The organism is Methylobacterium sp. C33D (assembly GCF_053345825.1).
In genome coordinates this window covers 1-13,526 of the sequence record NZ_JBKFAV010000052.1, presented here as the reverse complement: position 1 = coordinate 13,526, position 13,526 = coordinate 1, and the positions used below count along the sequence as shown (strand labels likewise).

Annotated in this window: 11 protein-coding genes and 1 pseudogene; 9 read left to right on the top strand and 3 right to left on the bottom strand. The window is 71.8% G+C overall.

The features are described 5' to 3' along the window. Positions 1 to 56: 56 nt before the first annotated feature. Positions 57 to 1,082, bottom strand: coding sequence for a cyclase family protein (locus ACLBXO_RS28315; protein ID WP_331313781.1), 1,026 nt, complete (start codon positions 1,080 to 1,082; stop codon positions 57 to 59). A 201-nt stretch (positions 1,083 to 1,283) separates the two neighbouring features. Further along, a complete protein-coding gene (locus tag ACLBXO_RS28310) occupies positions 1,284 to 2,261 on the bottom strand; it encodes a transporter (RefSeq protein WP_331313782.1) in 978 nt (325 codons plus the stop codon). Positions 2,262 to 2,580: 319 nt separating this feature from the next. On the opposite strand from ACLBXO_RS28310, the gene ACLBXO_RS28305 reads away from it, so the two are divergent. The 9 genes from ACLBXO_RS28305 (at position 2,581) to ACLBXO_RS28265 (ending at position 13,242) form a co-directional block, all read left to right on the top strand. After that, complete coding sequence (locus ACLBXO_RS28305; protein ID WP_447687488.1) at positions 2,581 to 3,840, top strand: ABC transporter substrate-binding protein; 1,260 nt, start codon at positions 2,581 to 2,583, stop codon at positions 3,838 to 3,840. A 19-nt stretch (positions 3,841 to 3,859) separates the two neighbouring features. Further along, positions 3,860 to 4,735 (top strand): branched-chain amino acid ABC transporter permease, encoded by an 876-nt coding sequence (locus ACLBXO_RS28300; protein WP_331313784.1) that lies wholly within the window; start codon positions 3,860 to 3,862, stop codon positions 4,733 to 4,735. A gap of 250 nt (positions 4,736 to 4,985) precedes the next feature. Then, positions 4,986 to 5,906, top strand: coding sequence for a branched-chain amino acid ABC transporter permease (locus ACLBXO_RS28295; RefSeq protein WP_091776055.1), 921 nt, complete (start codon positions 4,986 to 4,988; stop codon positions 5,904 to 5,906). Beyond that, positions 5,903 to 7,408 carry an ATP-binding cassette domain-containing protein gene (locus tag ACLBXO_RS28290; RefSeq protein ID WP_331313785.1) on the top strand — a complete coding sequence of 502 codons (1,506 nt, stop codon included), beginning with the start codon at positions 5,903 to 5,905 and terminating at the stop codon, positions 7,406 to 7,408. Before ACLBXO_RS28295 ends, ACLBXO_RS28290 begins: the two co-directional genes overlap by 4 nt. Before the next feature lie 70 nt (positions 7,409 to 7,478). After that, positions 7,479 to 8,720 carry an acyl-CoA dehydrogenase family protein gene (locus tag ACLBXO_RS28285; RefSeq protein WP_331313786.1) on the top strand — a complete coding sequence of 414 codons (1,242 nt, stop codon included), beginning with the start codon at positions 7,479 to 7,481 and terminating at the stop codon, positions 8,718 to 8,720. Continuing rightward, the gene (locus tag ACLBXO_RS28280) at positions 8,717 to 9,775 is read left to right on the top strand and encodes a phosphotransferase family protein (RefSeq protein ID WP_331313787.1); all 1,059 of its coding nucleotides are present in this window, start codon (positions 8,717 to 8,719) and stop codon (positions 9,773 to 9,775) included. The genes ACLBXO_RS28285 and ACLBXO_RS28280 overlap by 4 nt, the downstream gene beginning before the upstream one ends. Positions 9,776 to 9,777: 2 nt before the next feature. Continuing rightward, positions 9,778 to 10,554 (top strand): SDR family NAD(P)-dependent oxidoreductase, encoded by a 777-nt coding sequence (locus ACLBXO_RS28275; RefSeq protein ID WP_447687487.1) that lies wholly within the window; start codon positions 9,778 to 9,780, stop codon positions 10,552 to 10,554. Positions 10,555 to 10,702: 148 nt separating this feature from the next. Further along, entirely contained in the window at positions 10,703 to 11,473 is a 771-nt protein-coding gene (locus ACLBXO_RS28270) for an SDR family NAD(P)-dependent oxidoreductase (protein WP_331313788.1), read from the top strand. Then, on the top strand, positions 11,470 to 13,242 hold the full coding sequence (locus tag ACLBXO_RS28265; RefSeq protein ID WP_331313789.1) for a class I adenylate-forming enzyme family protein: 1,773 nt from the start codon (positions 11,470 to 11,472) through the stop codon (positions 13,240 to 13,242). Before ACLBXO_RS28270 ends, ACLBXO_RS28265 begins: the two co-directional genes overlap by 4 nt. On the opposite strand, the pseudogene ACLBXO_RS28260 reads toward ACLBXO_RS28265, so the two are convergent. Further along, positions 13,209 to 13,526 (bottom strand): annotated as a pseudogene (locus tag ACLBXO_RS28260) (hypothetical protein); the annotation flags it as partial. The gene ACLBXO_RS28265 and the pseudogene ACLBXO_RS28260 sit on opposite strands and share 34 nt — an antisense overlap.

Here is a 13,526-nt window from a genome sequence, read left to right as displayed (position 1 = left end):
GTCCGACCCAACCGTTGCGACACGATCGGGCGCGCGTCCCGGGGCCGCCCCGATCCTCACACCGTGGCGATCGGCGTCGTCGGCGATCCGACGGCGCCGGGCAGGCGCAGCGGCGGGGCGGTGAGCAGGAAGCGGCTGCGGCCGCGGGCCCGCAGCCAGTCGGCGAGCGGCGTCAGGTGCCACAGCTCGCCGAGATTGACCCCGAGCTTGAACAGGCAGTGCTCGTGGAGCGGCAGCGTCGCGCAGCAGGCCGGACCCGGCCCGGCCGGGTAGGCCTCCACCGCGTAGTTGTCGGCGATCAGCGCGCACAGGCCGGTGCGGGTGATCCAGTCGAGGAGGCGGGGATCGCGCCCGTCGAGCCCGGCGCAGAGGTTGTAGACCAGCTTCGGGTCCGGATCGCCGCCCATGGCGATCAGCCGCTCGGCGAAGCCCGTGTGCAGGCAGACCATGTCGCCGGGCTCCACCACCACCCCGTCGGCCTCCAGGATCCGGGCGAGCTGGTCGTAGCCGACGCGGGTCTTGGCATCGCCGAGATGGGCGCGCAGGTCGACCATTACGGCCCGGCCCTGCATCCCGGTCTCGGCCAAGCGCTCGATCCCGAGGCGCTTTGCCCGGGAGGGCCCTTCGGCCGCCGCGGCGGTCTCCGGCCCGACGATGTCCCGGCCGCCGCGGAAGCCGTTGTAGAAGGTCGGCGCCGCCCCGGTCCCGTCCGCGTCGAACAGCGAGCCGACATGGGCGAGCGAGTCCCACTGCGTCGAGTATTGCAGGTGGATCAGCGCGCGGTCGTCGCAGATCACGTCGGTGGCGCCGTCGACCTCCTCGCAGACCGGGAAGTTCATGTTGGGCCGGCCGTTGGCGCGCCGGGTCGGGGTGATCTGCGGCGGGTGGCGGCGCGGGTTCAGGACGTTGCCGCCCGGCAGGTCCAGCGGCAGGCTGAGGCAGAAGGTGAGCCCTTCGCGCACCTCCGCGACCCCCTGGCGCACCTTCTCGGGGGTGAGCAGGTTCAGCCGCCCGCGCTCGTCGTCGGGGCCGAAATCCCCCCAGGTCGAGCCCTCGGGCCGGCGGGTCCAGCGCAGGCTCACGGGGTCGATTCCCGGGCTGGCCGGGCGCCGCGGCCCGGGACGGTCCCGGGCGCGGTCGTGCTTGCGTTCCTCACCTGTCCGCGCCCTTCTGAGGAGGCCGTCGGTCCGCTTGCCGCAGATCCGCGCGGAGCCTAGGCCCGCGCTCCCGGGTCCGGAAGCCCGCCGGCGGACAGCGCGGGCTCCGTGAAACCCGCCGCGGCTTCAGTTCTTGCGGACCAGCGGCTCCGGCGCGGGCGCGGCGGCAGCGAGGGGGAAGGGTACGATCACCCGAAACCAGCCCCGCGTCTCCTCGTTGTGCTGACGATGCCCCGCGACGTTGAGGGTGTCGCGGGCGATGATCTCGCGCGTCACGAAGCTCTGCAGGATGAAGCGCCCGAAACTGTAGCCCACGAGTCCGCCGGCAGCGATGTACCCGTCCCGCTGGACCCGGGAGAACAGACGGTCGCGGCGATTCACCGGCAGGTCGGTGTAGCCGTACGCCACGGCGCCGATCTCGAAGGCACCGAACTTCTTGGTGGCTGTCAGGTCGAGGTTGATCTGGTCGGCCACCGGGATCGACCCGATCGCCGCCCCGACCGCGCCGCCGAACCGGCCATGCGCGTCGAAGGGACGGTTGTAGGTGAGGATCGCCGAGAGATTCAGGCTGCCGTCGCCCACGTAGGTGGCGGCGACGCGCTGGGTCAGGGTCGCCGACGCGGATTGCGTGAGCAGCGGCGTGCCCCGCAATCCCAATCCGAGCGAGCCCCGGTCGCCGTAGGGAAGGTAAGCGCCCGCGATGTACGACACACCGAAGCCGCCGCCGAGATTCCAGGCGAAGATGTTGCCGAGGAACGGGGTGTAGAAGGTGCTGATCTCCTTGTTGGGGATCGGGGCCGGGGAGTGGGTGTTGATGAACGCCGACGGGAACGCCACCACCGGCTCGATCTGCGCCCCGAAGATCTTGAGCGGCGACGAATAGATCACGAACGGGATGTTGACCCCGACCTCGGCGGCGTCGCGCCGGTCGGCCCGTCCCCAGCTGAACGTGTCGAAGGCGTAGAAGCCCTCCGGCAGCGGCAAGCCCGGTGCAAGGCCGACCTGCTCTCCTGGCTGGGTCACGGCGGCGGCGCGGGCTTGGCCCGTCACGCCCAGCAGCAGGGCGCCCACCGTCAGAGCCGCGGTGGTGAATCGTGTGAGCATGGCATCCCCCCGATCCGAGGCTGCACGGCGCGCCTGCGTCCGGGCTCGGTCGGGAGAGGACGCGACACCATCGCGCTGTGCCGAAGCTGGACTCCGGCGGACCCGCTCACGCCGCTTGGGGCGATGGGTACGGGCGCCGCGGGAATCGGGGCGCGTGTTGCGTGGGTGCAACGTTCCGGGCGCGACCCCGCGCAGCCAACGACTGGCCGGAAACGTCACCTGCCTCACACCGCCGGCCCCTTGTGATCCGGCAGGTGCCGGATAGAGTCGTCGCCAAGCCTGCGAATAAAGAATGCGGGCGCGACGAGAGGAAACGCCGATGTCCGAGACCGCGCGCGCCGTTGCCAGGTGCGTCCAGACCCGGCGCATGCTGCCCGCGCTGCTGGCGGCGGGCTCGATGCTGGCGGGGCCTGCGCGCGCCGCCGACCCGATCAAGATCGGGGTGATCGCCGAGGCGCAGTCGGTCGCGGGTGCCTCGATCCCGCAGGCGGTGCAGCTCGCCGCCGACGAGATCAACGCCAAGGGCGGCGTCGACGGACGGCAGATCCAGGTCGTGACCTACGACGACAAGAGTTCGGCTTCCGACGCGGTGCGCGCCTTCCAGCGGGCGGTCTCCGAGGACAAGGTCAACTTCGTCATCGCCAGCTACATTTCGGAGGTGGTGCTCGCCCTGATGCCCTGGGCGGCCCGGCTCAAGACGCCGATGATCACGCCGGGCGCGGCCTCGAACGAGATCAGCGTCGCGGTCCACAAGGACTACGCGCGCAACAAGTACACCTTCCACGGCTACCTGACCTCGCACGCCCTGGCGCAGGCGGTGTGCGACTCGGCCAAGGAAGTGCTGGTCGAGAAGCTCAAGGCCAAGACGGCGGCGATCATGAGCGAGGATGCAGCCTGGACCCGGCCGCTCGACGCCGCCTACCAGGAATGCCTGCCGAAATCCGGGCTCAAGGTGGTGGAGCATGTCCGCTTCTCGCCGGACACGGGCGACTTCACGCCGATCTACAACAAGATCGAGGCGGCCAAGCCCGACCTGATCGTCACCGGCATCGCCCATGTCGGCGTGCAGCCGACCGTGCAGTGGCAGAACCAGCAGGTCCCGATCGCCATGACCGGCATCAGCGGCCAGGCGACCTCCTCGACCTTCTGGGCCAACACCAACGGCGGTACGCAGGGCGTGCTGTTCGACAGCGTGGCGCTGCCGGGCGTGGCGCTCACCGAGAAGACGATCCCGTTCGCCGACGCCTTCACCAAGCGCTTCGGCGGCGCGCCGTCCTACGCGGGCTACATGGCGTACGATGCCGTCCATTACACCGCGGAGGCGATCAAGCGCGCCGGCTCCACGGAGGCCGACAAGCTCGTCGAGGCCCTGGAGAAGACCGACTATGTCGGCACCGTCGGGCACCTCAAGTTCTACGGCAAGGACGACCCGTTCACCCACTCGATCCAGTACGGCCCCGGCCTGATGACCAGCGTGCTCGGGCAGTGGCAGAACGGCAAGCAGGTGGCGATCTGGCCGGCCGCGACCGCCAACGGGACCATGATCCTGCCGCCCGCGGTCAAGCCGGCGGTCCAGTAGGTCGGGCGGGGAGAGCGCGGTGATCGGCCTCCAGATCCTCGTCGACGGCTTCGCGATCTCGGCCCTCTACGCGCTCGGTGCGATGGGCTTCACCCTGATCTTCGGGGTCTCGGGCGTCCTGAACCTGACCCACGGCGCCCTGATGGTCATGGCCGCGGTGGCGGCCTGGGCGGCCTCGGCCCTGTTCGGGCTCGGCTCCTACGCGGGGGCGGCGATCGGCGTGCTGTGCGGGTTGGCCGGCGCCCTCGTCACCTACTTCGCCGTCGTGGCGCCGATCGAGCGCAGCCGGGCGATCCCGCGGGAGGAGAAGGAGATCTTCGTCCTGACCGGGACGCTGCTCTGGGGGATCATGATCCAGGAGCTGGTGGCCTACTTCTTCACCGACAACCCGAAGACCGTGCTGCCGATCGTCGAGGGCGTCTTCGAGATCGCGGGCGTGCGGACGCCGAGGAACCAGGTCTTCACCGCGGTCATCTGCTGGGTGGTGATCGGCCTGCTCTGGCTGTTCGTGAACCGGGCGCGGGCCGGCAAGGTCCTGCTCGCGGCCTCCATGAACCCGCGGGGCGTCACGCTGCTCGGCCACGACATGGGCAAGATCTACGTGGCGGTCTGGGCGATCTACGGCCTGCTCGCCGGCATCGCCGGCGTGCTGCTCGGGATGTTCCTGGGGGTCTCGTCGTATTCCGTGGGGCCGCTCACCGCGAGCGCCTTCTCGATCGTGGTGCTGGGGGGCTTGGGCAGCGTCACCGGCTCGCTGATCGCCGCCTACGTGGTCGGGTATCTGGAGACCGCCACCGCCTACATGATCTCGCCCGCCTACCGGGTGATCCCGGCGCTGCTGCTGCTGGTCGCCGTCATGTACCTGCGCCCGCAGGGCCTGCTGGGGCGGCGGTGATGGTTTCATTCGGGGCTGTCCCGCGCCGCCGCTCTCCCTCCTCCCCCTTGCGGGGAGGAGCCGGAGGTGGGGGTGGTGCAGGATGGGGCGGTGCGGTGCCTTCTGCGCCACCCCCACCCCCTGCCCCCTCCCCGCAAGGGGGAGGGGAAAGCGCGCTCTTCTCAAAGTGTTGCTCTCGGACCCAGACGTGTGGATACGGCACCCTCCCCCACAGAGGGGGGAGGGAAACGCGCGGAGTTCGTGTATCCCGATGAAGCTCCTCACAACCCCCGGCTTCTGGATCGCGATCCTCGCCGTCGCGCTGGCCGCCACCCTCCCCTGGTACGTCTCCGGCTACATCCTCGGCCTCCTGACCATCGCCTACTATTTCGGCGTGTTCTCCATGGCCTGGGACCTGCTCTTCGGCTTCGCCGGCGAGGTGAATTTCGGCCCGACCTTCCTGATCGGGCTCGGGGCCTACGGCGCCGGCATCCTCAACAACCGCTACGAGTTGCCGATCCCCTACTGCCTCGCGGCCGGGACCGTGCTCGCCGTGGTCGGCGGCCTCGCCCTGGCGCTGCCGGCGCTGAAGGTCCGCGGCCCGTATTTCGGCCTGATCACCCTGGTGGCGGTGCTGCTCCTGCAGAACATGATCGTGGTCTTCTCCGGCCTCACCGGCGGCGAGATCGGCCTGACCGTGCCGGACGTCATCTCGATCGACGCCGACACCAATTACTGGCTGGCGCTCGGCTTCATGGCGGTCTCGGGCCTCATCCTGACCGCCATCGCCCGCTCGCCCGCGGGCCTGATCCTCCAGGCCGCCGGCCAGGACCCGGTGGTGACCGGGGCGCTCGGCTTCAACGTCGCCAAGCACAAGCTCGCGGCCTTCGCGGTCAGCGCCGCCTTCTCGGGCCTCGCGGGCGGGCTGGTGGTCTTCTACATGGGCACCGCCTCGGTCGGCACGCTGATCAACACGTCGGTCGGCGTGCAGGTGATCATCGCGGCGGTGCTCGGCGGCCGGCGCACCATCGTGGGCGCGGCTTTGGGCGCCGTGTTCCTGATCGCGGCGGGCGAGCTGCTGCGCCCGCTCGGCGGCCTCTCGACCTTCGTGGTCTCGGCGGTGGCGCTCCTCGTGATCCTGTTCGTGCCCTCGGGGCTGCTTGGCCTCGGATCGCTCCGGAGAGCCCGATGACCGTCGCCGTCGCGCCCCCGCTGGCCGTGTCGCCCGTCCTGGCCGAGCCCTGCCTCACCGTGCGCGGCCTGACCAAGCGCTACGGCGGCCTCGTCGCCGTCAAGGAGGTCGACCTTGACCTGCGGCCCGGCGAGATCCTGGGGCTGATCGGCCCGAACGGCTCGGGCAAGTCCACCGTGATGAAGCTGATCATGGGCCTGGAGCGCCCGAGCGCCGGCTCGATCCGCCTCGACGGCGCCGAGATCGGCGGGATGCCGGCCCACCGGGTGGCGCGCTCCGGCATCGGCCTCGTGTTCCAGCACGCCCGGCCGCTCCAGCGGCAGACTGTGCTGGAGAATATCAGCCTCGCGCTCCTGCCCGACAGCCTGATCCGGCTGGCGGCCGACCCCCACGTGGCGCGGCGGGCCAAGGAGATCGCCGAGCGCGTCGGCCTCGGCGCCGTCATCGACCGGCGCCCGGGCACCCTGCCCTTCGCGGATCTGCGCCGGCTCGAACTCGCCAAGGCCATCGCCCGCGACCCCCGGGTGGTGCTGGTCGACGAGCCCTTCGCGGGCCTGACCGGCGGCGAGGTCGCGGCCTTCTCCGAGCTGATCCGCGGCTTCCGCGACGAGGGCAAGGCCGTGCTCCTCGTCGACCACAACGTGAAGAGCGTCGCGGCGCTCGTGGACCGGGTGTTCGCCATGTATCTCGGCGAGCGCATCGCCGAGGGCTCGGCCGAGTCCGTGATGGCCGACCCGACCGTGCGCCGGGTCTATCTCGGGGGCAGCATCGAGACGGCCGCCCGGCCGGAAGCCGCGTTCAAGCCCGACTCGCTGCTCACCGTCGAGAACGTCGACGTGCTCTACGGCAAGGCGCAGGCTCTGCGCGCCGCCTCGATCCACGTCCACGAGGGCGAGTTCGTCTCGGTGGTGGGCCTGAACGGCGCCGGCAAGACCACCCTGTTCAACGCCATCTCGGGCCTCGTCCCGCACACGGGCACGATCCGGTTCGACGGCCAGGACCTCGCCCGGATGAAGCCCGCCGCCATCGCCCGGGCCGGCATCGTCCAGGTGCCCGAGACCCGCGAACTGTTCGGCGACCTGAGCGTGCGCGAGAATCTCGACCTCGGCGGCCAGCATTTCCCGAAGGCCGAGTCTGCCCGGCAGCGGGAGTGGCTCTACGAGCTGTTCCCGATCCTCAAGGCCCGCGAGGCGCAGAGCGCCCGCACGCTGTCCGGCGGCGAGCAGCAGATGCTGACCATCGCGCGGGCGCTCATGATGCGGCCGCGTCTGCTCATCCTCGACGAGCCGACGCTCGGCCTCGCCCCGGTGATCCTGGAACTGCTGTCGAAGGCGCTGGAGAAGCTGCGTCAGACCACGCCGATCACGGTGCTGCTCGGCGAGCAGAACGTCACCTTCGCGCTTCCCCACGCCGACCGGGTCTACGTGCTGGAGCAGGCCCGGATCGTCTGGGAAGGCCCGCCGCAGCGCTTCGCCAGCGAGATGGGATCGGCCTATCTGTGAGGGCTTCCCTCCTCCCCGCAACAGGGGAGGCGAGAAGCCCGCAGCGACGGATGTGAGCGGAGCGGACGCCTTGGATTTCACCCTCTCCCCCTCCCAGACGCACTGGCTGACCCGCGTCCGCGCCTTCATCGCCGACGCGGTTCTGCCTGCGGCCGGTGCCGTCGCTGCCGAGCGCGCGCAGAGCCGCGAACCCTCCCCCACCATGGAGCGCCTCAAGGGCAAGGCCCGGGCCGAGGGCCTGTGGAACCTGTTCCTGCCGCCCTCGCCCGAGCACGACACCGACGATTATCGCGGCGCCGGGCTGACCAACCTCGACTACGCCCTGTGCGCCGAGGAGATGGGCCGGGTCGGGATCGCCTCGGAAGTGTTCAACTGCGCGGCGCCCGACACCGGCAACATGGAGGTGCTGCACCGCTACGGCACCGCGGCCCAGAAGGAGAGGTGGCTGAAGCCCCTGATGGCGGGCGAGATCCGCTCGGCCTTCCTGATGACCGAGCCGGAGGTCGCCTCCTCGGACGCCACCAACATCGCGACGGCGATCCGCCGCGACGGCGACCACTACGTCGTCGACGGCCGCAAGTGGTGGTCGACCGGCGTCGGTGACCCGCGCTGCAAGATCGCGATCCTGATGGGCAAGACCGACCCGGAGGCCCCCCGCCACCGGCAGCAATCGCAGATCCTCGTGCCCATGGACACGCCGGGCGTGCGGATCGAGCGCCTGCTCCCGGTCTTCGGCTACGAGGACGCGCCCAAGGGCCACGGCGAGGTGGTGCTGGAGAACGTTCGCGTCCCGGCCGGGAACCTGATCCTCGGCGAGGGGCGCGGCTTCGAGATCGCGCAGGGACGGCTGGGTCCGGGCCGCATCCACCACTGCATGCGCACGATCGGGGCGGCCGAGGTGGCGCTGGAGGCCATGGCGCGGCGGCTGGTCTCGCGCGTCGCCTTCGGCAAGCAGATCAGCGAGCAGTCGGTCTGGGAGCAGCGGGTCGCCGAGGCGCGGATCGACATCGAGATGACCCGCCTCCTCTGCCTGAAGGCCGCCGACATGATGGACAAGGTCGGCAACAAGGGCGCCAAGCTCGAGATCGCCATGATCAAGGTCGCGGCGCCGCGGGTCGCCCTGAAGGTGATCGACGACGCGATCCAGGCCCATGGCGGGGCCGGCGTCTCGGAGGATTTCGGGCTCGCCAAGATGTACGCCCAGATCCGCACCCTGCGGCTCGCCGACGGGCCCGACGAGGTCCACAATCGCGCGATCGCCCGGCTGGAATTCGGGCGCTACACCAACAGAAGCGAGGCGGAGCGCGCATGAGCGACGCCGATGTCTTCTCCGGCGTGAAGCCGGTCGAGCCGCGCCACCGGATCGACGAGGCGAAGCTCGCCGCCTGGATGGAAGCGCACGTCCGCGGCTACGCCGGGCCGCTCACCGTGCGGCAGTTCCGCGGCGGCCAGTCGAACCCGACCTACCGGCTCGACACGCCCGCCCAGGCCTACGTGCTGCGCCGGAAGCCCTTCGGCCCGCTCCTGCCCTCCGCCCACGCGGTGGACCGGGAGTTCCGGGTGATCGGCGCCCTCTACGGCGAGGGGTTCCCGGTGCCGCGGCCCTTCGCGCTGTGCGAGGACCCCGAGATCATCGGCGCGGCCTTCTACGTGATGGAGGCGGTCGACGGCGCCGTGCACTGGGACGGCGCCCTGCCCGGCCTCGACCCGCACGCCCGCCACCGGCACTATGCCGGCATGATCGCCACGCTGGCGCGCCTCCACGCGATCGACCCGGAGGCGGCGGGGCTTTCCGATTACGGCCGGCCCGGCAACTACTTCGCCCGGCAGGTCGACCGCTGGACCCGCCAGTACCGCGCCGCCGAGGACGGGCGCCTGGAGGATGTCGAGCGCCTGATCGCGTGGCTGCCCAGGACGGTGCCGGAGCAGCAGGGCGCCTGCGTGGTCCACGGCGACTATCGCCTCGACAACCTGATTTTTTCGACAGACGGGGGCGTCAGCGCGGTGCTCGACTGGGAATTGTCGACCCTCGGCGATCCGCTGGCCGATTTCAGCTACCTGCTGATGCAGTGGGAATTGCCCGCCGACGGGCGCAGCGGGCTCGGCGGCCTCGACCTGCCGGCGCTCGGCATCCCCACCCGGGACGAGGCGGTGGCGCTCTACTGCCGGGCGGCGGACCGCAAAGACCTGCCCGACCTCGACTGGTACTTCGCCTACAACCTGTTCCGGCTGGTCGGCATCCTCCAGGGCGTGGCGGCCCGCGCCAAGGCCGGCAACGCCGCGAGCGAGCACGCCGCCGCCATGGCGGCGCGGGTGCCGAAGCTCGCCGAAGCGGCCTGGGGCTTCGCCGAGCGGGCGGGGGCCTGAATATGGAGCTGTCCGGCCGCGTCGTCGCCGTCACCGGGGCCGCCCGGGGCATCGGCCGGGCGCTCGCGGTCGCCGCCGAGGCCCGGGGCGCGACGGTCGTGGCCCTCGACCGGGACGGGGCCGGCGCGGAGGCCGTGGCGGCGGAACTCGGCGGACGGGCCTTCGCGCTCGACGTGGGTGACGCGGAGGCGGTCGCCGCGATCCTGGCGCGCATCGAAGCCGAGATCGGGCCCATCACCCTGTACTGTTCCAACGCCGGCATCCTGGAGCGCGACCCCGATCCGGATCTCGCCACCTCCGCCGATCCGGAGAGCTGGGCGCGCGCCTTCGCGGTGAACGTGATGGGTCATGTCCACGCGGCGCGGGTGCTGGTGCCGCTCTGGCGCGCCCGGGGCGGGGGCGCGTTCCTCGGCACCGTCTCGGCGGCCGGGCTGCTCAGCCAGATCGGCAGCGCCACCTACGGGGCCACCAAGCACGCGGCGCTCGCCTTCCTGGAGCATCTCGCCATCGCCCATGCCGGGGAGGGGATCCGGGTCGCCGCCCTGTGCCCGCAGGGGGTCGACACCGCCATGCTGGGGGAAGCCAGCGCCGCGTCGCGCGACGGCGTGCTGGCGCCGGAGGCGGTGGCCGAAGCCGCGTTCGACGGGCTGGCATCGGGGCGTTTCCTGATCCTGCCGCACCCACAGGTGGCCGAATACGCCCGCCGCCGGGCCGAGGACCCCGAGCGCTGGCTCGCCGGCATGGCGCGCCTGCGCCGGTCGATGCGGGCGGGGGTGTGAGGATGGGCGGCGTCCGGCGAGATTGTCGACGGCCGGATGGGGCGCGGGTCCCCTCTCCCGCACGGGAGAGAGGGTGCGTCGCGACCCTCATATCCCGTGGAACGGGGACGGAAGCCGTTCGCCGCTTCATCCAGAGCAGAGCCTCGCCATGTCCCTGTTCGATCTGACCGGCAAGACCGCCCTCGTCACCGGCTCGTCGCGGGGCATCGGGCGGGCGATCGCCCTGCGGATGGCCGAGCACGGCGCCCGGGTGGTGATCTCCTCGCGCAAGCGCGAGGCCTGCGAGGCGGTCGTGGCCGAGATCGAGGCCGCCCATGGGGCCGGCCGCGCCGTGGCGATTCCGGCCAGTATCTCGGTGAAGGCGGAGCTGGAAACCCTGGTGGCCGAGACGGACAAGCAGCTCGGTCCCGTGGACGTGCTGGTCTGCAACGCCGCCAGCAATCCCTATTACGGGCCGCTGGCCGGCATCTCCGACGCGCAGTTCCGAAAGATCCTCGAGAACAACGTCCTGTCGAACCACTGGCTGATCCAGATGGTCGCTCCCGGCATGGTGGCGCGGCGGGACGGCGCGATCGTCATCGTCTCCTCGATCGGGGCGCTCAAGGGCTCGCCGGTGATCGGCGCCTACAACGTCTCGAAGGCCGCCGACCTCCAGCTCGCCCGCAACTACGCGGTCGAGTACGGCCCCGCCAACGTGCGGGTGAACTGCCTGTGCCCGGGGCTGATCCGCACCGACTTCGCCCGGGCCCTGTGGGAGGATCCCGAGATGCTGGCCGCTACCACGGACGCTGCCCCCTTGCGCCGGATCGGCGAGCCCGACGAGATCGCCGGCGCGGCCGTGTTCCTGGCCTCGGCGGCCGGCCGGTTCGTGACCGGCCAGGCGCTCGTGATCGACGGCGGGGTGACGATCGCGCGATGAGCCTCGATCCCCGCATCCCCGCCGGCTGGCCGGCCCTGCCCTTCCGCGAGGCCGAGGCGCGGCTCACCGCCCCAGGCACACCCTTCGCCGTCGCCACGGTGCCGATCCGGGGCGTGCCGACCCGGATCTGGGAGAAGGCCCCGCCGACGCTGGGCGACCTGTTCCGGATCGCGCGCGGCCACGCGGACAAGACCTTCGTGGTCTACCGGGACGAGCGCGTGACCTTCACGGGCTTCGCCCGCGCCGCCACCGCCCTGGCGCGGGCCCTGGCGGAGGCCGGCGTGCGCAAGGGCGACCGGGTCGCCATCGCGCAGCGCAACCTGCCCGAATGGCCGGTGAGCTATTTCGGTGCGCTGCTCGCCGGGGCGATCGCGACGCCGCTCAACGCGTGGTGGACCGGCCCCGAACTCGCCTACGGCCTGCAGCATTCGGGCGCCCGGGTCCTGATCGCCGACGGCGAGCGCTTCGACCGACTGGCGCCGCACCTGTCCGAATGTCCGGCCCTGGAGCGGGTCCTCACCACCCGGATGGAGCCCGATCCGCGGGCGACCCTGCTTTCCGACATCGTCGGGCCGGTCCGGGACTGGGGCGCCCTCCCCGATCGCCCCCTGCCCGACATCGCCCTCGACCCGGAGGACGACGCGACCCTGTTCTACACCTCGGGCACCACGGGCAAGCCCAAGGGGGCGGTCGGCACCCACCGGGCGGCCGCCACCACGGTGATGGCCTACCCCTACTCGGCGGCGCGCAGCGCCCTGCGCCGGGGCGAGGCGCCGCCGAAGCCCGACCCGGCCGCGCCGCAGCGGGCTGCGCTGCTGGTGATCCCGCTGTTCCACGTCACCGGCTGCCACGCGAGCCTGGGGGCGGCTCTCTACGGCGGCCACCGCCTCGTCATGATGCACCGCTGGGACGCCGCCGCGGCCCTCGACCTGATCGAGCGGGAGGGCTGCACGAGCGCGGGCGGCGTCCCGACCATCGCGTGGCAGCTCGCCAACGCGGCCCGGGAGGCCGGCCGGCTCCTGCCGACCCTCGAGGGCGTCACCTACGGCGGCGCCCCGGCCGCCGGCGACCTCGTGCGGGCGCTGGGCGAGGCCCTGCCGCGGGTCGTCCCGGGCACCGGCTGGGGCATGACCGAGACCTCGGCGACCTTCACCCACCACCAGGGCGAGGATTACCTCGCCCACCCGGAATCCTGCGGACCGCCCCTGCCGGTCTGCGAGGTGCGGATCCTCGATCCCCTCGGGCAGGATCTGCCGCCCGGCAGCGTCGGCGAGCTCTGCGTGAAGGGCCCCAACGTGGTCCGCGGCTACTGGGACGACCCGGTGGCCACCGCGGAGGTCCTCTCCGAGGGCTGGCTGCGCACTGGCGACCTCGCCCGGGCCGACGACGAGGGCTTCCTGACCATCGTCGACCGGATCAAGGACATGCTGATCCGCGGCGGCGAGAACATCTACTGCTGCGAGGTCGAGAACGCCCTCTACGCGCATCCGGACGTGATCGACGCCGTGGTGCTGCCGGTGCCCCACCCGACGCTGGGCGAGGAGCCCGGCGCCATCGTGGTGCTGGCCGAGGGCGCCGAGACCGACCCGGAGGCGATCCGCGCCTTCGCGGCCGAGCGGCTCGCGGCGTTCAAGGTGCCGGTGCGGATCGAGATCTGGGACGGGCTCCTGCCCCGCAACCCCGCCGGGAAGATCCTGCGGGCGCCCCTGCGGGCGGTGTTCGCGGGCGGGTCAGGTCAGAACGGCTCGCCCCCGTCGTCCGGGCGGTAGACCCGCAGGGTCCGGCCGTCGGGGAACTGCACCGTCCGGCGGTGGACCACGACGTATCCGGCGGCCTGGGCGCTGCTCAGGCGGTCGAGGCGGTCGTCGGTGTAGCCCGGCGCATAACCCGGCGCGTAGCCGTAGCCGTAGCCCGGCCCGTAATTGTAGGCCCTGTAGCGGGCGTAGCCCTCCGGGGGCGGCGGCGCGGCGGCGACGACCTGCGGCTTGGTCTTGAACAGGTACGAGCCGGTCAGGCCGAAATGCTCGGCGACGGGCGGGTAGATCGGCCAGAC